This window comes from Chitinophaga rhizophila, assembly GCF_019492185.1.
Taxonomy (GTDB): Bacteria; Bacteroidota; Bacteroidia; order Chitinophagales; family Chitinophagaceae; genus Chitinophaga; species Chitinophaga rhizophila.
Genome location: NZ_JAICCF010000002.1, coordinates 733316 through 752411 on the forward strand (window position 1 = coordinate 733316; position 19096 = coordinate 752411).

General features: G+C 45.3%; 20 protein-coding genes and 1 riboswitch. Of the genes, 9 read left to right on the forward strand and 11 right to left on the reverse strand.

The window, feature by feature from the left end:
• Nucleotides 1-28: 28 nt before the first annotated feature.
• The 4 genes from K1Y79_RS11895 to nfi all read right to left on the reverse strand — a co-directional run bounded on the left by K1Y79_RS11895 (nt 29) and on the right by nfi (nt 3183).
• Nucleotides 29-229, reverse strand: coding sequence for a hypothetical protein (locus K1Y79_RS11895; RefSeq protein ID WP_220250236.1), 201 nt, complete (start codon nt 227-229; stop codon nt 29-31).
• Nucleotides 230-261: 32 nt separating this feature from the next.
• Complete coding sequence (locus K1Y79_RS11900; RefSeq protein ID WP_220250237.1) at nt 262-735, reverse strand: DUF6934 family protein; 474 nt, start codon at nt 733-735, stop codon at nt 262-264.
• 164 nt (nt 736-899) lie between these two features.
• Nucleotides 900-1931 (reverse strand): sugar phosphate isomerase/epimerase family protein, encoded by a 1032-nt coding sequence (locus K1Y79_RS11905; protein WP_220250238.1) that lies wholly within the window; start codon nt 1929-1931, stop codon nt 900-902.
• 565 nt (nt 1932-2496) lie between these two features.
• Nucleotides 2497-3183, reverse strand: a complete 687-nt coding sequence (gene nfi, locus K1Y79_RS11910; RefSeq protein WP_220250239.1) for a deoxyribonuclease V — start codon at nt 3181-3183, stop codon at nt 2497-2499.
• A 118-nt stretch (nt 3184-3301) separates the two neighbouring features.
• Here nfi and K1Y79_RS11915 point away from each other — a divergent pair, with 118 nt between their 5' ends.
• Entirely contained in the window at nt 3302-3613 is a 312-nt protein-coding gene (locus tag K1Y79_RS11915; protein ID WP_220250240.1) for a hypothetical protein, read from the forward strand.
• A 7-nt stretch (nt 3614-3620) separates the two neighbouring features.
• Here the strand turns inward: K1Y79_RS11915 and K1Y79_RS11920 are convergent, their stop codons facing one another.
• Nucleotides 3621-4076, reverse strand: coding sequence for an SMI1/KNR4 family protein (locus K1Y79_RS11920; protein WP_220250241.1), 456 nt, complete (start codon nt 4074-4076; stop codon nt 3621-3623).
• 652 nt (nt 4077-4728) lie between these two features.
• On the opposite strand from K1Y79_RS11920, the gene K1Y79_RS11925 reads away from it, so the two are divergent.
• A complete protein-coding gene (locus tag K1Y79_RS11925; protein ID WP_220250242.1) occupies nt 4729-5151 on the forward strand; it encodes a hypothetical protein in 423 nt (140 codons plus the stop codon).
• A gap of 422 nt (nt 5152-5573) precedes the next feature.
• On the opposite strand, the gene K1Y79_RS11930 is transcribed toward K1Y79_RS11925, so the two are convergent.
• Complete coding sequence (locus K1Y79_RS11930; RefSeq protein WP_220250243.1) at nt 5574-6977, reverse strand: alpha-L-fucosidase; 1404 nt, start codon at nt 6975-6977, stop codon at nt 5574-5576.
• 262 nt (nt 6978-7239) lie between these two features.
• On the opposite strand from K1Y79_RS11930, the gene K1Y79_RS11935 reads away from it, so the two are divergent.
• Nucleotides 7240-8097, forward strand: coding sequence for an OmpA family protein (locus tag K1Y79_RS11935; RefSeq protein ID WP_220250244.1), 858 nt, complete (start codon nt 7240-7242; stop codon nt 8095-8097).
• A gap of 59 nt (nt 8098-8156) precedes the next feature.
• On the opposite strand, the gene K1Y79_RS11940 is transcribed toward K1Y79_RS11935, so the two are convergent.
• Nucleotides 8157-8336, reverse strand: a complete 180-nt coding sequence (locus K1Y79_RS11940; protein ID WP_220250245.1) for a hypothetical protein — start codon at nt 8334-8336, stop codon at nt 8157-8159.
• Nucleotides 8337-8435: 99 nt separating this feature from the next.
• Here K1Y79_RS11940 and K1Y79_RS11945 point away from each other — a divergent pair, with 99 nt between their 5' ends.
• Complete coding sequence (locus K1Y79_RS11945; protein ID WP_220250246.1) at nt 8436-10163, forward strand: PAS domain-containing sensor histidine kinase; 1728 nt, start codon at nt 8436-8438, stop codon at nt 10161-10163.
• Between the two features lie 75 nt (nt 10164-10238).
• Here the strand turns inward: K1Y79_RS11945 and K1Y79_RS11950 are convergent, their stop codons facing one another.
• The 3 genes from K1Y79_RS11950 to pepT form a co-directional block, all read right to left on the reverse strand.
• Entirely contained in the window at nt 10239-10649 is a 411-nt protein-coding gene (locus K1Y79_RS11950; protein WP_220250247.1) for an ExbD/TolR family protein, read from the reverse strand.
• Nucleotides 10650-10676: 27 nt separating this feature from the next.
• Nucleotides 10677-11390, reverse strand: coding sequence for a MotA/TolQ/ExbB proton channel family protein (locus K1Y79_RS11955; RefSeq protein ID WP_220250248.1), 714 nt, complete (start codon nt 11388-11390; stop codon nt 10677-10679).
• 119 nt (nt 11391-11509) lie between these two features.
• Nucleotides 11510-12754 (reverse strand): peptidase T, encoded by a 1245-nt coding sequence (gene pepT, locus K1Y79_RS11960; RefSeq protein ID WP_220250249.1) that lies wholly within the window; start codon nt 12752-12754, stop codon nt 11510-11512.
• Nucleotides 12755-12984: 230 nt separating this feature from the next.
• A riboswitch (cobalamin riboswitch) is annotated at nt 12985-13192 on the forward strand.
• A 44-nt stretch (nt 13193-13236) separates the two neighbouring features.
• On the opposite strand from pepT, the gene metE reads away from it, so the two are divergent.
• The 3 genes from metE (at nt 13237) to K1Y79_RS11975 (ending at nt 16289) form a co-directional block, all read left to right on the forward strand.
• On the forward strand, nt 13237-15564 hold the full coding sequence (gene metE / locus K1Y79_RS11965) for a 5-methyltetrahydropteroyltriglutamate--homocysteine S-methyltransferase (RefSeq protein WP_220250250.1): 2328 nt from the start codon (nt 13237-13239) through the stop codon (nt 15562-15564).
• 69 nt (nt 15565-15633) lie between these two features.
• Nucleotides 15634-15876: a cysteine-rich CWC family protein gene (locus K1Y79_RS11970; RefSeq protein WP_220250251.1), complete on the forward strand. Its 243-nt coding sequence runs from the start codon at nt 15634-15636 to the stop codon at nt 15874-15876.
• A 17-nt stretch (nt 15877-15893) separates the two neighbouring features.
• Entirely contained in the window at nt 15894-16289 is a 396-nt protein-coding gene (locus tag K1Y79_RS11975) for an acyl-CoA thioesterase (protein ID WP_220250252.1), read from the forward strand.
• Nucleotides 16290-16387: 98 nt separating this feature from the next.
• On the opposite strand, the gene K1Y79_RS11980 is transcribed toward K1Y79_RS11975, so the two are convergent.
• Nucleotides 16388-16816, reverse strand: coding sequence for an FKBP-type peptidyl-prolyl cis-trans isomerase (locus tag K1Y79_RS11980; protein ID WP_220250253.1), 429 nt, complete (start codon nt 16814-16816; stop codon nt 16388-16390).
• Nucleotides 16817-16944: 128 nt separating this feature from the next.
• Here K1Y79_RS11980 and K1Y79_RS11985 point away from each other — a divergent pair, with 128 nt between their 5' ends.
• Together K1Y79_RS11985 and fmt are read left to right on the forward strand one after the other, a co-directional pair.
• A complete protein-coding gene (locus tag K1Y79_RS11985; protein ID WP_220250254.1) occupies nt 16945-18111 on the forward strand; it encodes an exo-beta-N-acetylmuramidase NamZ family protein in 1167 nt (388 codons plus the stop codon).
• Complete coding sequence (fmt, locus tag K1Y79_RS11990; protein WP_220250255.1) at nt 18101-19045, forward strand: methionyl-tRNA formyltransferase; 945 nt, start codon at nt 18101-18103, stop codon at nt 19043-19045. Before K1Y79_RS11985 ends, fmt begins: the two co-directional genes overlap by 11 nt.
• Nucleotides 19046-19096: the final 51 nt, after the last annotated feature.

The window sequence follows — 19096 nt, forward strand, 5'->3', positions numbered from 1 at the left end:
AATCATAATAGGAAGATTGCCAGGCTGCTTATTGCCCGGTTACAGATAATGCAGCCTTATACATTTCCCGCATGTCCGGCAGCCCTGCTTTCGCAATGGACGCTTTCGCCCTCGCTAACTTCTGTTTGAAAAACGGCGTGTCAGAATAATCCCTCATGTTGTAGTCAATCGTGTATTTTAATTTAGGGATTGTGTTGTTCCTGTGTTTTTTCAGTGATGTTATTTCCATATCCTTTCGTTTAAATGATTATAATTAAAAAATCAGGAAGCTGCTGCAAGTGCCAGCCGCTTCATCACCAGCAATGCGTCATAATTCCTACCCTGCCGGAATGGTTCCCACTTATCCCGGAATTGCCCGCTGACAAAAAACAACCTGCTCACCTGTTCCCAGTTAGCATTGATACACATCTGGTATAAACGGGTGCGGGAAGCGGTACTACCTTCACCGTATATCATACATGGCCCACGCACATCGGTAAATGATACAACTGTACTGGCTACCGTTGCAAGTATTTTGCCCATATCTCTGTTATTGGTGACCCTCCTGTCCCGAATATCCCCCGTATCTTCATCCCAATCACCAAAACAGAGATTGTATGCAGGCATACCCGAAATACCGCTTTGCAGCTCCTGGTAGTTAACAACTTTCTTGATTCTTCCTTTAGGCCCTTCGCTATAAAACTCAAAAAGCCCTGTGGCCGGATTAACTGAACAATGGTAAGTTTCTAAGTCCATAACAGCTGCAAAGTAATACTTATCAGCACCCCTCCAACACCACACATTAACATGAACAAAACTGAATAAAAGCCCTCCGCACTGAATAGGATGACAAAAGGGAAATAAAAAACGGAGGCACGCCCTCCAGGCATACCTCCGTTCATTACATGCTTTGCCGGATATTAACTCAGCTCTGCACCTACTCTTTTCAACAACTCCAGTGTTTTACGCACACCGTCATCTTCAGACAACTTCGTGCCCTCATATTCAATACCAATATGACCTTTATAACCAGCGTCCTTTACAATCTTCAGCATCTTACGATAATCTGTTTCAATACAATTACCATCTGCATCAAAATCATGCGTTTTTGCACTTACTCCCTTCGCGAAAGGCATTAACTCTGTCACCCCTTCATACCGATCATATTCCTCCAGGCATTTGGTATTTGCCCATCCCTTCGGCGTATTCTCCACCGGCTTCGTACGGTTCAGGCAAAAATTACCGAAATCAGGCAACGTGCCACAATTAGGCATGTTTACCTGTTTCATAACATCTGCCAGCCATTTACCGTTAGATGAACTACCACCATGATTCTCTACAATAACATTGATGTTATGTGTATTAGCAAAAGAAGACAGCTTCTGCAAAGAATCCGCTACTGCCTTAGCCACATTTTCTGGCTTACCTTCGCCCGCTGCATTTACGCGTATTGCATGGCATCCCAGGGATGCCGCTGCTTCTACCCACTTGTAATGGTTCTCCACTGCCTTATTCCTGTCCTTTTCTCCCATAGCGCCCATGTCACCCTCTCCATCAACCATAATCAATACACTACGTACGCCATTATCACTGCAACGCTTCTTGAGATCCGCCAGATAAGCCTTATCTGTTGCCTTATCCTTAAAGAACTGATTCACATACTCCACGGCTTCAATACCAAAATCATTCTTCGCCTTGGCGGGAAAATCCAGGTGCTTCAGCTTACCGGAAAACAATGCTTCATGAAAGGACCATTCAGCCAGGGATATCTTGAAAAACAAGTCTTTGGCAGCAGGTACCGCAGGCGTCTCTCCTGCACTTGTACTGTCTTTGCTTTCCTTAGTCGAAGCGCCATTGTTACATGCAGTCAGCACTGATGGTAACAGGCCCGCTCCCATTGAATATAAAGCTAATTGCCTGAGGAAGTCCCTACGATGTTTAGTATTGTTCATATACGTGGTTTTGTATAACAAAATACAATTTATGACTCAAAGTGAGTACCCCCTGAAAAAAAACTGTAAAAAATTACCTTAAAAGAATAGTTTTTTCGCATTTTGTCACTATCTTGATATCCTCTTAACACGTAATTCCCGTTTGTCTTTATTTATATTCCACCTCATTAATGCGCAGCACGTGTGTTTTCTGCCATTATAACGTGATAAACTAAAGCCGTTCCGTTTCCAGCGGGACGGCTTTTCCATTTGTTCCCCCCGCTACCCACACATATTTAATTGCTTCCCTAACCCTATCGCCTGCTATCACAACGTTCATTACCCAATAAATATATTTCCCGCAATCCACCACCTCTCCCGCTGCTCTTAACAGCCAGTACTCCTGCTCGTACGCGTTGATCAACAAAAAGCTTCCATTACCTGATAAATCAGATACAGTATAGGCCTTCTCGTGAAAATATTAGTAAAGTGAAAACTGCGACACGGTGATATACAAATCAGGGGCTACCTTTCCGTTTCTATTGCTGAAAGGCTTTCTCGGTCAGCCCATTCTATCGCTGTGCGGTTAGCTACCTGCTCCGCTCTCCTTGTAAGCTAAAAAAGCCTCCCTCCCATAATGATCTGCCTTGCGGGTTGTTTCAGGCAAGCGAAATTCCCGGCACATCTTCAACACAATTGAAGTAGCTGTCTCCAGGGAAACTTTATGTCCGACAGAAACAAATACCGGATTAATACCTTTCTGCGTTCTCAGGGCATTGCCTATATGCTCTCCATCGTCTTCTGCCAGCAGCGGACTTACCGCTCCTCTCTCCATTCCGGGTGAAACATATTCTCCCAGTAAGCGTGTTTTTCCACATCCCAGCGTCGGTACATCCAGCACTACCCCCATATGACAGGCCAATCCGAACCTGCGCGGATGCGCCCTTCCCTGCCCGTCACAGATGATCACATCCGGCCTTTGCGTCAGTTTACTCCACGCTTCCAGCAATACCGGCATCTCCCGGAATGAAAATAAACCAGGTATATACGGGAAGGTAACCTCCATACAATGCGTGGCTACCTCCACCACGTCCAGCGTATTATAATCGAGTAAGACAAAAGCGCCGGCAATCAGATCACTGTCTTTATCATATTCCACGTCAACGCCGGCAATAAGTTTTATTTCAGCAGGCAGCCTGTCTTCCTGTATCACCTGTTCGCGCAACACTTCCTGTAAGCCAATCGCCTGCTGCTCTGTAAGTATACTGGTCATGATAATTTTCCTTTTCTCCTATGCAAGCTGATGAGGGTTACATGTAACTTTTACACCTGCAATACGTTTAACTGACATTCAAGCATTCACCCCTAGTTAATCACCCAGCAATTACCACATGAAACGCATTACTATTTGTGCCCTGATATCGATTGTTTATTCCTGTTCCAAAGATAATAACAGGACCTTTAAAGGAATCGTCACTGAAGCAGACAATTGCTGCTCCTCACCCGAAGGCGGCAGAATTTACAGGATCAATATCGCCGGTACTGACAGCACAATTGCCACGCTCGTAGCCTCAGATCTGAAGCCCGGAGACGCTATTGCATTTAATATCCAGCGACATGGCACCCCGCCCGCAGTCTACTGCCTCGCTATCTGTACAATGCCCCGGCTGACAACTATATCGGATATCACAAGACTAGAGTGACAGGCAGTTATTTCTTGATAACGCCATCAAATTTCAATACCTTATTCAACTCCTCCCTGATAAGCTGAGAAAAAGAGGTTTTGAACACATCTGCCTTTCCCGCGTCAAGTACATATACAGGCGGATCATCGTCCGGCACTGCACAGTCAAAAAAATACGAAGAAAAGCCCTGCCACTGCCCGAAAATAAAATGCTGATCTGTAATAGTAAAAGCACTGTTCCCGGCGTCCCGCAATGCCTTCAATGCATCCTTCCTGTTCTGCGCCAGATAGGCTACCTCGCATGAATAATTACGTAGAATACGGCCTCTTTTTTTTCCGAAAATAGCAATGAACTCCATATAGGCTGATGGAAGCTTTACATTGAACTGACGTTCAATCTCTTTGATATCATCCTCACTAACTCCCTGAGGATCACCCAGGTGCTTCGGATACTGTTGCAGGAAATCCAGATATTTTGCCATCTGATAGTCTGATAATAATTCATAATATTAATTATTTTTCTCATTACTTGGGGATTTTTTCCTACAGTCTGCTACCATACAATTACCTGTTCTGCACCATAACAAGAAGGCCATGCCTATCCGCTGAAATACGGATGGACATGGCCCGGACATCTGAATTGAGAACCTGTAACAGACCAGCGTATATTCTGATCCTGAGTGAATTAACCAGTGTATATCGGAGTGGCAAGCGATATGTTGCCTGAATCGAATTAGAAAAATGAGGGAAAATGTACGTTGGGTCAAATAATGGATAAAAGGCCTTAAATCGTTTGCGAAAATTGTGCCTCCCCTATGTTTCAAAATAGATGCCAGAATGTAGGACTATCTACACACCGGTCAATAGCTGCTGCGGATGAGTACGACATACTGCAGTAGCCTGTTTCCGCTATTCCGCTGATACGTCACCTACAGCAGAAAAACACAGCTCTCCTATCGAAGCACGGGCTATGAGCGCCGATTAAGCGGATCATCTCAATAGCAAAACGTCCATTATTCCTGGTTTCCGGTAAATAATCCGGTGCTGTCTTGCTGCCGTAATATGTTGGTAACTACGAATTTGGTATGATTTTATAAGCTTGTTAAAATGTTCACTCATTAAAACCCAGACAGGATGAAAAAGGCTTCCTCGGATATAGCTGTTATAGCAGGAGTTAGTGCCATTGCCGGTTCACGTGCTACCCTCGCACCGGCATTGTTATTTCCTGAAAACAAAGTGCTGACCATGATGGCGGCAGGTGAGACATACGTTGATAAGCTGCCAGGCATAGGCGACCGTATTGAAACAGCCGGATTAATCGGCAGAAGTATTTCCGGCGCGTTCACCGGCGCTGTTGTCAGCAAACGCAGAAAAAGAAGTATGTGGCTGGGGGCATTGGTAGGTGCGGCTGCTGCCTGCGCAGGGGCCTATGTAACGTATTATGCACGTAAGAAGTTCGGACAGATATCAGGTACACCCGATCCTATCGTAGGGCTGGTGGAAGATGTGGCAATGATCTGTCTGGGCAGTGTGCTACTGGATGACGACCGAATATAGACTATGTATAAACCTAGGGCCGTCCCATTTATAATATGGGACGGCTTTCATGTGCTTAATAATATCCATTGTTTTACGACATGTAATTAACAAAGTCAGTTTATCAGGAAATACTACACACATCATCTGTTAATATAGTATCATTTCCAAAATAGGCCGGAAGACCTATATCCGCCATCAGCCTATATTTCAAGCAATTTTGCAGTCCGGAGCTGGTCCGGACGAATCTCCGACGAACAAGGGACGAACAAGCGACGAATTAGCGACGAACAAGCAATGAGGGGTAAAAGCTATCATGTTGATATTATATTAACAAGCCCCTACCTGCAATCAGTCTGCAGCCGCTGTTGATGACCGGATACAAAAAAAGCCCCCGGGCATTACACACCGGGAGCTTTCGACTATCACATGACTATCGGATACTATCTTCTTTCGTTGTATACGCCAAATTCTGCGATAGCAGGCGCATTGCTGAACTCATCGATCAGGATACGCACTTTACCGCCCCATACGCTGTCAAAACGATGGATCTTTACACGACCACCACCTTCTGCTTTCGTAAGTGGTTTCCATACACCATTCTCGTTGTATTCGAGGCGGTACTTTTTGATATTACTGCCATCTTCAACGATCGTAATCATATTGAAGCGCTGATCTTTATCAAAAGAGATTTCATACCAGGGTTGTTTCACTACCGGATTAGACTGCCAGCTGCTGCCGAAACGGTCGTCGTTAGCAAAGTCCATGATGTTCATATCATTGCTCCAGCTGGAATTGCTGCGCTGAAACTTGGCAATATTGGAGGAGATGATAGGCGCTTCCGCAGGTGTTAAAGCCGGCATAGCACCGGTATTCTTCCAGCGTTTACCTATTTCTTCCAGGGCTTTCACCGCGTTAGGATCAATGAGTCCATCACGGTTAGGCGCTACGTTCAGAATGAAGTTGCACCACGCCTTGTTCAGTGGTACCAGGATATCGTCTACCAGTTTCGCCGGATCTTTGACAGGAGTGGTCGGGAAATTCGTCTTCCAGAACCAGGCAGTGTTAACCGGGAGGCAGGACAATGCAGGCAGTTTGTTAGCTTCTTTGGAGATGTGCTGACCTGCTCCCTGCTCGTAAGACTTGATATCGGTGTAAAATAAGGCCTCTGTCGGATATTTTGCCGCATTGAGATCCATCACCAGGCAATTCGGTTGCAGCGTCTTAATGAGGCGGTAAACCTCCTCAAACGGGATTTCATCATAAGAGATCCTGGACCACGGTGCATCCCATCCATCGATGATCAACGCGGTGATCTCACCATAGTTGGTCAGCAGTTCTGTAAGCTGCGCCTTTACCATTTCGATATGCTGACGGGTGATCTCGCGCGGACGCAGTTTATGATGTGTATCCAGGATAGAGTAATACAGCATTACTTTCAGTCCTTTGGCGCGGAATGCATCAGCATATTCCTTTACAACGTCTTTTTTGTAAGGGCTGTTCATCACATTGTAATCGGTCGTTTTAGTATCCCAGATACAGAACCCACTGTGATGTTTGGTAGTAAGACAGCCATAACTCATGTTGGCTGCTTTGGCAGTTGAAGCCCATTGACCCGCATCCAGCTTCTTCGGATTAAAGAGTGATGCAGGAGCCTCTGGATCTGGCCAGTCCTGGTCAGCAAAAGTCGGGATGTTAAAATGAATAAACATACCGAAGCGGAGATCAACAAACTGCTGTTGTAATGTTGCGAGTGGTTTTGCGGTTGGTTGTGCCTGTGCCTTTAACATTGCTGGCATAGCCAATAGCATGCCTAGCGCAAGACGCAAAAAGAATACATTCTTCATAATGTCTGAATACGATTTTAGATTTTGAGACCTAGAGTTCGTGGATAATTGTAATGTCTACGGATACTAAAATATAACAAACAAGCAATGCTTTACAGTGATGAGAATACACTATGATGAATTGTGAATTTCCCATCAGTTGAGATCTTTTAACAATTTAAATAGATTGTTAATTAAACGTGTTTAAAAAATGGCATGGTGTTGGATTTAAGCCCTGTAAATAGAACTGAAGAACGAGTCATTAAAAACAAACACAATTTATATGAAACTTAGAGTCATATCACTAGGGCTAACCCTTCCCATTTTTTTATTTTCCTGTGTAAGCACAAAGAAGTTTAAAGCTTCTGAGGCGAAGTATGCTGAGTTATCATCACAGTATGCTAGTCTGCAGAGTAAACTGGAAGATTGTCAGCGTAGCCTTCGTGATACTGCATCCGCATTTGAGCGTAGCAGAAGCCAGAGTGAAGAGAGAGTTGAAGGCTTGAAACAGAACAACAGCACCTTACTTAATCAGTTGAAAGACCTGTCTGTGATCAGTAATTCACAGGCGGAAAGTATAAAGAAATCATTGGATAATATTGGTGCGAAAGACGCCTATATCCAGGATCTGCAATCAGCTATTGCACGTAAGGACTCGCTGAATATGGCTCTGGTAATGAACCTGAAAGGTGCTATCGGCAACCTGGATGATAAGGATATCAACATCAAAGTGGAGAAAGGAGTAGTGTATATTGATATCTCTGATAAAATGCTGTTTGAAAGCGGTAGTTATGAAGTAACGCCTAAAGCAAAAGAAGTACTGGGTAAAGTGGCAAAAGTGCTGCTGAATCAGCCGGATATTGAGTTCATGGTTGAAGGTCATACTGATACCAACCCTTACAGGAAAGGCGTATTGCTGGACAACTGGGATCTGAGTGTGAAAAGAGCAACTGCTGTAACCAGAGTATTACAGAATGATTACGCTATTCCGCCAGCACATATCACTGCTGCGGGTAGAGGTGAATACCTGCCGATTGCCAGCAATGATACACCTGAAGGCCGTGCGACCAACCGCCGTACACGTATCGTAATTCTTCCACAGCTGGATCAGTTCTTTAAGCTGCTGGAGAAAAAAGGATAATCATCCATTTCATTATAGCAAGTATGGGCGTCTCCGTAAAGGGGACGCCCTTTGTTTTTTTATTTCACTCCTATGATGGCATTGAATGTGCCTCCACAACCATAAGCGTCCTCTACAAGTTGTGGAGCAAAGCGATCACCGGGATATAGCCCTGTCTGGCCCTTTACTGTATCATATTCCATCTCATGGGCCTGCCTGTTCCTGATCCCGGGTTGAATGCAGGGTAACTGAGCTGTCATTGACGCTGAGTGCAGACCCCAAATATTAAGCGAAATATCTTCTAAATAATCCGAAATTTGGGCAAGAATGCAAGTTCAATTTTGCATCAACAGAGGATGATGGAAGTACAACAACTTTTGGACACCAATGAGGCCCGTTTAAAGGCTGTTATAGAAGCAACACCTGAGTGTATAAAGATAGTCGGTCCCGATGGCCTGGTGCAGTTTATGAACAAAGCCGGCTTATGCATGGTAGAAGCTACTGAAGGACAATCAGTTGAAGGTGCCTGTGTATTTGACCTGATTGCTCCTGACCACCGTGCCACCTGGATTGAAAACCATAACAGGGTATGCCAGGGGGAAAGTATCAATTGGGAGTTTGATATAATCGGTCTGAGGGGCAGCCGGCGTCATATGGAGACGCATGCAGTGCCCCTGCGTAACAGTGATGGTACTTATTCACAACTGGCTGTTACCCATGATATTACCGCTAAAAAGGTGGCAGAACGTGCCCTGAAAAGGAATGAAATTATCCTGAAAGGCCAGAAGTATGCGCTGGAGCAGGCTGTACATGGCTACCCTCTCAGGGAGGTATTGGAGACGATTGTAAGAACAGTGGAGGAACAGTCTGAACGTCAGTTATTTGCCTCTATCCTGTTGATGGCCAAGGATGGTAAACACCTGCTGCTGGGTGCATCTCCCAGTTTGCCCCAGACTTACAATGATGCAGTGGATGGCGGAGAGATAGGTCCGCTCGCAGGCTCCTGTGGAACGGCGGCTTTTACCGGCGAAGAGATCCTGGTAGAAGATATTGCCAATAATCCTTTATGGGCTAATTATAAAGACCTGGCGCTGTCACACGGCCTGCGTGCCTGCTGGTCTACGCCGATTCTTTCTTCACAGCGTACACCACTGGCAACATTCTCGCTGTATTATCCTACCGAACAAATGCCCGCCGCAGAAGACAGGCAGGCCGTTGAACTGATGGCGCGCACTGCCGGCATCGTTATAGAGTGGTATAAAGATGTGGCAGAACGTAAAGCATTGATGGCCCAATTAGAGACGAGAGTCAGCGAACGAACAGACGAACTGAATAATGTGAATGCTGCGCTGCAAAGCTCTAACGATACCCTGGAACAATTTGCCCACGTAGCCAGCCATGATCTGAAAGAACCAGTCAGAAAGATCAAGATATTCACCTCGCGCCTGCAGGACGAGGCCGGGGAACAGCTGAATGACAAGGGCAAAACTTATCTTCATAAGATCCTTTCTTCCGCAGAACGTATGTCTACTATGATAGAAGGCGTGCTCAATTATTCTGTTCAGAATGGCTCGCAGCAGATCAATGAGAAAGTGGACCTGAACACGACTATTACCGAGATCAGGAATGACCTGGAAGTATTAATACAGCAGAAACAGGCTGACATTACTGTTGATCCGTTACCAGTAATTGAAGGCGATCGTATACTGATACACCAGTTATTTTATAACCTGTTGAATAATTCGTTGAAGTTCACCCGTGATGGCGTCCCTCCAAAGATTGTGATCCGGGCGGTACCGGTACTACCGGATGATGTAGCCAGCTATGATATTATTGTTACTGACAACGGAATAGGATTTGACCAGGAACAGAGTGAGAAGATATTCGAGACGTTTACACGGCTCAATTCCAAAGATAAGTATGACGGTACAGGACTTGGACTGTCACTATGCAGAAAGATTGTACAGCGGCATCATGGTACAATAACAGCTACCAGTGAATATGGTGAGGGAGCCACCTTCAGTATTACCTTGCCGGTACTACAGCCAGCGCCAGACGTAGCGCAGGAACATAAGTTGAACGCGTAGATAGTATATAAAGAAAGCGGTCCGGAACAGGAGTTATACTCTTTTCCGGACCGCTTTTATCATTTAACAGCTGTTTTAACCTTTACTCTGCGGATTGGCTGTAGCCAGCACCACTTTAGCGCCGATTTCACGGGCTACTTCCATGATCTTTACCACATCTTCTACAGGCACTGTTTTCTCAGCATTGATGACAATGGTAGGATCTACAGTTTCCCGTCCTAAAGCTGGTATCAGCATTTGTTTGAGGCTCTCGAAAGGCACTTTATTGGTACCTACGAAAAACTCGCGTTTATCGTTAATGCTGACTACCACCGTTTGTTTGGCCTTGGTATTGCTCTTTGCTTTAGGCAATGTCAGCTTGATAACATTCGGATTAGCAAGGGTAGAAACGATCAGGAAGAACAGCAACAGAATGAACAGGATATCATTCAGTGCGCCGTTGTGCAGCTCAAGATGCCGCTTATTTCTTCTACTGCGTAAGTTCATAATTTACAATTACAGATGATCAATGGTTTACTTGGTAGGCTCCTGCAAAATGTCAATAAATTCTGCGGAAGCGCCTTCCATTTTATTGATAACCTTGTCTATCTGTGCATTCAGGAAGCTGTAACCGATGAAGGCTACCAGACCGATGATCAGACCAGTTGCAGAGGTGATCATCTTTACATAGATACCACCAGCGATAGCGCCGAGCGTGATATCAGAGGTGATGGAGATGTTAAAGAAGGTCTGGATCATACCAGCGATGGTACCCAGGAACCCGAACATGGGAGCTATACCCGCGATGATAGAGAGGATAACCAGGTTCTTTTCCATCTTGTAGATTTCAAGCTTTCCTACATTCTCCATGGACTTCTCAATGTTCTCGATAGGTTTACCAATACGCTGGATACCTTTATCGATCATTCGTGCAATAGGACTATTGGTGTTTTTAGACAAAGAGCGTGCAGCAGAGACATTACCATTGGAGATATGATCTCTGATCATTGGCATAAAGTTATCTTCCAGCTTACCAGCCTTGGAGATAGTCAGAAATCTTTCCACGAAGGCGAATACTGCGATCACGGAAAGGATGCCCAAAGGGATCATCAGCACCCCACCTTTCATGAGCAGGTCGAGTAACTTGATTGACTGATCTGCAGTTACTGCACTTGCGGCGGTAGCGACAGTATCAGCCTTTGGCTGTAATAGAGAATCCTGTAATAATGTAACGAGTCCTAGGAGCATGAATAAAAATTTAACCTTGCAAAAGTATATATTTCAGGTGCAACAAGTCAGGAAGATACCAATAATATGGTAAACATTTAACGTATGTTCTGACAAAATATTGTCAATCAATAAAGTAATCAGCTACGTTCTTCCCATACCTGTGCCAGGTGAACGATAGTTTGTACCGCTTTTTCCATGTCCTGGATGCTCACATACTCATATTTGCTATGCAGCGCCATTTCGCCGGTGAAGATATTAGGGCAGGGTAAGCCCATAAAGGAGAGCCTGGACCCGTCAGTTCCACCCCGGATGATGAGGCGTAAAGGTTCTACTCCTGCACGACGGATGGCTTCTTCTGCATTGGCAGTTACCTGGGGGTAAAGATCGAGTACTTCCTTCATGTTGCGGTATTGCTGTGTAACGGTCAGCGTAGCGGTAGCCTGTGGATAACGCGACATGACAGTATCCATGATATTACGGAGGAAGCTGGCATGTTCTTCCAGTTTAGCCGTTACGAAGTCGCGCAGGATGAAGTCGATCTCTGCATGCTCTACTATCCCGTGTATACGTACCGGATGAATAAAACCCTGGCGGTCTTCAGTCGTTTCAGGGGATAAGCTGTCTTTTGGCAGGGCGTCAATGATCTCACTGGCTATCTTTACAGCGCTTACCAGCTTATCTTTTGCAGTACCAGGATGCACACTTACACCTTCGATAGTGATCTTTGCGCCATCAGCAGAGAAGCTTTCTTCTTCCAGAGAGCCGCGTTCGCCGCCATCCAGTGTATAACCAAACTGCGCGCCCAGTTTCTGCATATCCAGCTTTTCCACACCACGTCCTACTTCTTCATCTGGTGTAAAAAGGATCCGGATATCCCCGTGTTTGATTTCCGGGTGTGCCAGCAGAAAGTGGGCAGCGTCCATGATCTCGGCTATGCCGGCTTTATCGTCTGCACCCAGCAGGGTTGTACCGCTGGCCGTGATGATATCCTCTCCTTTTTTGGAAACAAGATAAGGATGTGCAGCTGCTTTGATAACAGTTCCATCTTCGGGCAGTTGAATATCGCCCCCATCATACTGACGGTGTATAATAGGCTTTACATCTTTACCGCTGCAATCGCTGGAAGTGTCCATATGAGAGCAGAAGCAGATAACAGGTACCTGCTTGGTAGTGTTGCCGGGAATGGTAGCAAAGACATATCCGTGCTCGTCCATCACTGCGTCAGTAATGCCCATTCCCTGTAATTCGTTTACCAGTAAACGACCGAGGTCCTTTTGCTTTTCTGTGGATGGAAAACTCTTGCTCAAAGGATCGGATTGTGTATCTATCTGTACGTAGCGTATAAAGCGCTCTGTAACCGTGTATTTATAATTATCAAACATATTGCAAACGTAAGGAATTTCAGCATCAGGGGCGTGTCTGCGTGTTGATTTCTACTGGTGATAGAAAAAATCACTGTTTAATACGTGATTTCACATAAAAACAGTTATCAGTTCTTATAAAACTGAAATAACAGAACAAATAACTGAATAAAAATAATTTTACGATATTTTGTTCCACATAAGTAAGTTTGCATAGGAAATAAACATATCCTACTAAAAGGAACTTACCGCTACATGATACTATCTGCGGAACCCTTGCCATCAGGAAGGGATTAAAAAGGAACCGTGTGTGAATCATGGGCTGACGCGCAACTGTAAGTAATATCCGGAATGCCGGCTGGTTTTGTCCATTGCCGTTATACGCCCGCAAGCGTAGCGGTGAGAAGGAAGGCCGGCATTGTTACAAGCCAGGATACTTGCCGCTGATAGATCATTCTATGCCTGTAAGTCACCTTATTACTCACTTATTAAAACTTGAAAGTATGCAGACCAACATTCTTGGCTATCCGCGTATTGGTAGCAACAGGGAATTGAAGAAGGCAAACGAGGACTACTGGGCGGGAAAGATCTCGCTTGAGAAATTACAGCTCACAGCCAGGCTATTACGGCGGCAGAACTGGGAAACACTACATAGTGCAGGCATTGACCTGATTCCGTCTAATGACTTCTCCTATTACGATCAGATGCTGGATATGTGTATTATGACTGGCGCTATTCCTTCCCGCTTCAAAGCATTGAAGGAGTCACTCGTTACACCCAGCAGTCCGGAACTATATTTTGCTATGGCCCGAGGCTACCAGAAGAATGGTTTTGATGCTACCGCTATGGAAATGACAAAGTGGTTTGATACTAACTACCACTACCTGGTACCAGAATTTGATGCTTCACAGCAATTCAGGCTGTTATATAACAAATGCCTGGAAGAATTTAATGAAGCATTGACCATCGGCATACACACCAAACCAGTATTGATTGGCCCTGTCAGCTTCCTGCTGCTCGGAAAAGTAAAAGACGAAACCTTACAACTGCCTGCATTACTTAATAGCCTGTTGCCTGTTTATATACAGGTACTACAGTCGCTCCAGGCAGCAGGAGCTACCTGGATACAGCTGGATGAGCCTACATTGGTACTTGACCTGACACCCGAACAACAGGATCTGTTCCGGCAGGCATATACGCGCCTCAGGGAAGCAGTACCAGGACTTAAATTGCTACTTACCACCTATTTTGGTAGCCTGCAGGAAAACACCCAACTGGCATTGCAACTACCAGTCGATGCATTACACATTGACCTGGTGAGAGCCCCTGAGCAGCTAAATACAGTACTCGAATTATTGCCTGAAAATCTGCAGCTGTCTTTAGGCGTGGTTGATGGCCGCAATATCTGGAAAAACAACTACGACCGTTCTCTTAGCCTGATCAAACAGGCTACCGCCAAAATAGGACAAGATCGCGTATCTATAGCTACCTCCTGCTCCCTCCTCCATACACCCTATGATCTTGAACTGGAAACAGCAGAAGAAACGCTTTCTCCACAGATTAAGAACTGGATGGCCTTTGCCAGACAGAAAGTTAATGAAATAATTGCGCTGCGGGATATCATCAACGGAGATACTGCATCATTGGCCGCTAATCAGGCAGCCATGCAGGAAAAACGTACGGCCGCTATCATACACAAACCTGCAGTAAAGGCACGGTTGGCGGCATTAACAGAAGCAGATGCCAGGCGTAAACATCCCTTCAGTACCCGGCAGCAAGTACAGGAAAGCGTATTACAACTACCGCTATTCCCGACAACTACTATTGGTTCCTTTCCACAGACAGAAGATATCAGGAAACTGCGCGCAGATCTAAAGAAAGGTGTTATTACAAAGGAAGAGTATGATAATGCCATCCGTAAAGCCATTCAGGAATCCGTACAGATACAGGAAGACCTGCACCTGGACGTATTGGTACATGGAGAGTTTGAACGCAATGACATGGTAGAGTATTTTGGTGAACAGCTGGAAGGGTTTGTCTTTACTAAAAACGGCTGGGTACAAAGTTATGGTTCAAGATGTGTTAAACCACCTGTAATCTACGGAGATGTAGAGCGTAGCGCACCAATGACAGTAGCCTGGAGCAGTTATGCACAATCGCTGACGGATAAACCCATGAAAGGCATGCTGACTGGTCCCGTGACCATTCTTCAGTGGTCGTTTGTACGTGATGATCAGCCTCGTTCTGAAACCGCGTTACAGATCGCACTGGCTATCAGAGATGAAGTAACCGACCTGGAAAAAGCAGGTATCCGTATTATACAGGTCGATGAGCCAGCGGTAAGAGAAGGCCTTCCATTACGTAAAGCAGACTGGCAAACTTACCTGGACTGGGCAGTAAAGTCGTTCCGGGTGTCGGTAGCAGGCGTAAAAGATGCGACACAGATACATACGCATATGTGTTATGCCGCATTCAATGATATTATCAGCAATATCGCAGCCATGGATGCAGATGTAATCACGATTGAAACATCCCGTTCACAGATGGAATTACTGGAAGTATTCTCCACTTTCCGTTATCCTTACGAGATAGGCCCGGGCGTGTACGATATCCATTCACCGCGAGTGCCTACAGTAGCAGAGATGATCGCACTGCTGGAGAAAGCCGTACAGTTACTTCCTGCACGTAATATCTGGGTAAATCCTGACTGCGGACTAAAAACCCGTAAATGGCCTGAGACTGAGCAGGCACTCCGTAATATGGTAGCCGCCGCACGGAAAATGAGGAGCGAGCAACTGGTCAACATACAGCAGGAAGCGGTCAATAGCTGATAAGCAACTCATAAACAGCCCATTACGACACTGTGGTCAGTTTACTGATAATGATTCGTAACTTTGAGCATGGCTTGTCATGAAACCATTAGCTGCCCACGCTGTAAAGCAACCTTTGAGTGCCGTGTTGGTTCTATCCTTCGCTGCCAATGCCAGCAGGTTACGCTGACTGAAGAGGAGCGCGCCTTTATAGGCGAAGCTTATTCCGGATGCCTTTGCGCCGGATGTTTAAGTGACATGAAAAAAGACTACAGGCAGACCCGCTTTAAAGAACGCCTGCTACAGATATTTTCCTTGCGGGCTAAAAGATAAAATAGTAGATCAACAATATGGCATACGAAAAGCAGATAGCCGAATCCGTTACAAGAATATTTAAGGCGGTATTTCCAAACACAGTAAACCACTACGACACATTATTTGGCGGCACCGCTATGCAGCTTATGGATGAAGCTGCCTTTATTACGGCAACCCGTTTCAGCCGCATGCGCATGGTAACAGTATCAAGTGACAAGATTGATTTTAAAATGGCAATCCCGCATGGTACTATCATAGAACTGGTGGGCACGGTTGTACATGTAGGTACAACCAGTCTGAAAGTGGAAGTGGATATCTTCGTTGAACAGATGTACAATACACACCGGGAAAAAGCTATCTCCGGCACATTTACATTTGTAGCAATTGATGACCAGAAACGGCCGACGAAAATTGTATTAATGCATGACTAATGCAATAGTATAACATGTCTTAAACGCAGAACGCTGATTACCCTTCCGGATAATCAGCGTTCTTACTTAAAGAGTTTAACTTCCCTTGACCTGACAAACTACTTGATCTCTACGAGTTCAATTTCAAAAACCAGGTCTTCACCAGCCAGCGGGTGGTTAGCATCCAGGGTGATAGAGGAATCGCCGATAGCAGCCACTTTAACAGGGAATACCTGGCCTTGTGGGTTGCTCATCTGCAGGTCCATACCTACCTGTGGGTTCAGATCTGACGGGATGTTCTCTTTAGGGAACTCCATGATCAGCTCATCGTTTTTTGGACCGTATGCTTCATCAACAGGAATATTCAACGTTCTTTTGTCGCCAACTTTCATATCCACAACACCATTGTCAAAGCCTTTAATAACCTGACCGGTGCCAACCGTAAACTCCAATGGGTCCCTGCCCTCAGAGGAATCAAATGTTGTTCCGTTGGTCAGGCGGCCATGATAATGCACACGCACCGTGTCTCCGTGTTTAACTGCTTGCATAAGAATAAAATTAAAAGTGTTATGATTTAATACCGCAAGGTAAGAAAACTGTATAGATATTCAATTTAGCATTATTCTCTTAAACTACCAATCCTTATATCTTCCCTTAATTGAACTATTTTTACGCTATGTATAAGGTCGCTATTACGCTTTTATTGTGCCTCGCATTCTTTGCTAAAAGCCCTGCGCAAGTGATTACTGGCGCGGAACGAACCAACGAATACCTACCCTTGCTGAAGAATAAAAGGGTTGCATTACTGGTTAATCAGACTGCCACTATCGGCACTACACATCTGGTGGATTCTTTGCTGCAATTGCAGGTCCGTATTCAGAAAATATTCAGTCCTGAACATGGCTTCAGGGGCAATGCCGATGCTGGCGAAAAGATAGGTAATAGCAAAGATGCAAGTACCGGTCTGTCTATCGTATCACTATATGGTAAGCATCGCAAGGCAGATGCCGCTGACCTGAAAGATGTGGATATACTCGTCTTCGATATCCAGGATGTGGGTACACGTTTTTACACCTACATATCCTCACTGCAGGAACTGATGGAAGCTGCTGCTGAAAATAATAAACCGCTGATTGTACTAGATCGCCCTAATCCTAATGGGCACTATGTAGACGGTCCGGTACTTGAAGATGCCAGCTTACGTTCATTTGTAGGTATGCAGGCTATACCCGTGGTCCATGGTATGACAGTAGGAGAATACGCGCACATGCTCAATGGAGAGAGATGGCTGAAAAACAAAGTGCAGTGCCAGCTCACAGTGATTCATTGCCAGGGATACGACCATCATACTTATTACGAGTTACCGGTAAAGCCATCGCCTAATCTGCCTAATATGGCGGCTATATACCTGTATCCATCCACATGCCTTTTTGAAGGTACTGTACTAAGCCTGGGCCGGGGTACAGACCTGCCGTTCCAGGTGTTTGGGCATCCTTCTTATCCAAAAGAGCTGTATAGCTTCACCCCACGCAGTACTGCCGGTGCTAAAGAACCACCGCTGAAAAATCAGACCTGCTACGGTTATAATCTGACAGGCACCCCTGCCGCAATAAGGGCTGAAATGGACAATAAGATGCAGCTGAAATGGTTATTACAGGCTTACGATCTATATATGGAGAAAGAAAATTTCTTTACCCCATTTTTCGATAAACTGGCAGGTAATACTACCTTGCAGCGTCAGATAAAACAGGGCCTCAGTGAAGCAGAAATACGCCAGACCTGGGAACCAGCCCTGAGCAATTTTAAAACCATCAGGAAGAAATATTTACTATATGCAGAGTGAGTTAAAGGACCAGCAAAACCTCCGAATCATATTCATGGGCACCCCCGACTTCGCAGTGGCTTCACTCGATATATTGGTGCAAAACGGCTATAATGTTGTCGCTGTAATTACAGCGCCTGACAAACCAGCCGGCAGAGGTTTACAACTACAGCAAAGCGCTGTTAAACAATATGCATTATCCAAAAACCTTCCGGTATTGCAACCGGAGAAACTGAAAAACCCGGTATTCCTGGAAGAACTAAGCGCATTAAAAGCTGATCTCCAGGTAGTGGTTGCTTTCCGTATGTTACCAGAGGTTGTATGGAATATGCCACCGTTGGGAACCATCAACGTACATGCTTCTCTATTGCCAAACTATCGAGGCGCTGCGCCTATCAACTGGGCCATTATTAATGGGGAGAAAGAGTCGGGAGTTACCACCTTCAAACTACAGCATGAAATTGATACCGGCGATATCCTGTTCAATCAGTCAGTCGCCATCCGCGATGATGAAACCGCCGGGGAACTACATGATGACCTCATGGTCACCGGGGCCACCTTGTTACTAAAAACTGTAGCTGCACTGGCTGCGGGTACTGCCAGGGAAACACCACAGGCACAGATTAAGGCAGAAGATATCAAACACGCCCCTAAAATATTTAAAGAAGATTGCCAGATCAAATGGGATCAACCGGTCGAAAACGTTTATAACCTGGTACGTGGCCTTAGCCCCTACCCTACTGCCTGGACCTTGCTGAACGGGAAAAGCATCAAGATCTTTAAAGCTACAAGAGAGCATGCCACGCCTTCAGTAGCGCCAGGTGAGTTTATCAGCGATAACAAAACCTACCTTAAGATAGCAGCCACCGACGGATACCTGTCACTGACCGAAATGCAGATGGAAGGTAAGAAGCGAATGGACGTGGAAGCATTTCTCAGGGGAAATAAGTTATAGCTATCAGCAATGAGCCATCGGCAATCCAACCGAGATGCTATCAATATAACA

Bases quoted from the DNA above. Each gene is read 5' to 3' on its own strand.
- K1Y79_RS11895 (WP_220250236.1), bottom strand. From the start codon at position 229: ATGGAAATAACATCACTGAAAAAACACAGGAACAACACAATCCCTAAA.
- K1Y79_RS11900 (WP_220250237.1), bottom strand. From the start codon at position 735: ATGGACTTAGAAACTTACCATTGTTCAGTTAATCCGGCCACAGGGCTT.
- K1Y79_RS11905 (WP_220250238.1), bottom strand. From the start codon at position 1,931: ATGAACAATACTAAACATCGTAGGGACTTCCTCAGGCAATTAGCTTTA.
- nfi (WP_220250239.1), bottom strand. From the start codon at position 3,183: ATGACCAGTATACTTACAGAGCAGCAGGCGATTGGCTTACAGGAAGTG.
- K1Y79_RS11915 (WP_220250240.1), top strand. From the start codon at position 3,302: ATGAAACGCATTACTATTTGTGCCCTGATATCGATTGTTTATTCCTGT.
- K1Y79_RS11920 (WP_220250241.1), bottom strand. From the start codon at position 4,076: ATGGCAAAATATCTGGATTTCCTGCAACAGTATCCGAAGCACCTGGGT.
- K1Y79_RS11925 (WP_220250242.1), top strand. From the start codon at position 4,729: ATGAAAAAGGCTTCCTCGGATATAGCTGTTATAGCAGGAGTTAGTGCC.
- K1Y79_RS11930 (WP_220250243.1), bottom strand. From the start codon at position 6,977: ATGAAGAATGTATTCTTTTTGCGTCTTGCGCTAGGCATGCTATTGGCT.
- K1Y79_RS11935 (WP_220250244.1), top strand. From the start codon at position 7,240: ATGAAACTTAGAGTCATATCACTAGGGCTAACCCTTCCCATTTTTTTA.
- K1Y79_RS11940 (WP_220250245.1), bottom strand. From the start codon at position 8,336: ATGACAGCTCAGTTACCCTGCATTCAACCCGGGATCAGGAACAGGCAG.
- K1Y79_RS11945 (WP_220250246.1), top strand. From the start codon at position 8,436: ATGGAAGTACAACAACTTTTGGACACCAATGAGGCCCGTTTAAAGGCT.
- K1Y79_RS11950 (WP_220250247.1), bottom strand. From the start codon at position 10,649: ATGAACTTACGCAGTAGAAGAAATAAGCGGCATCTTGAGCTGCACAAC.
- K1Y79_RS11955 (WP_220250248.1), bottom strand. From the start codon at position 11,390: ATGCTCCTAGGACTCGTTACATTATTACAGGATTCTCTATTACAGCCA.
- pepT (WP_220250249.1), bottom strand. From the start codon at position 12,754: ATGTTTGATAATTATAAATACACGGTTACAGAGCGCTTTATACGCTAC.
- metE (WP_220250250.1), top strand. From the start codon at position 13,237: ATGCAGACCAACATTCTTGGCTATCCGCGTATTGGTAGCAACAGGGAA.
- K1Y79_RS11970 (WP_220250251.1), top strand. From the start codon at position 15,634: ATGGCTTGTCATGAAACCATTAGCTGCCCACGCTGTAAAGCAACCTTT.
- K1Y79_RS11975 (WP_220250252.1), top strand. From the start codon at position 15,894: ATGGCATACGAAAAGCAGATAGCCGAATCCGTTACAAGAATATTTAAG.
- K1Y79_RS11980 (WP_220250253.1), bottom strand. From the start codon at position 16,816: ATGCAAGCAGTTAAACACGGAGACACGGTGCGTGTGCATTATCATGGC.
- K1Y79_RS11985 (WP_220250254.1), top strand. From the start codon at position 16,945: ATGTATAAGGTCGCTATTACGCTTTTATTGTGCCTCGCATTCTTTGCT.
- fmt (WP_220250255.1), top strand. From the start codon at position 18,101: ATGCAGAGTGAGTTAAAGGACCAGCAAAACCTCCGAATCATATTCATG.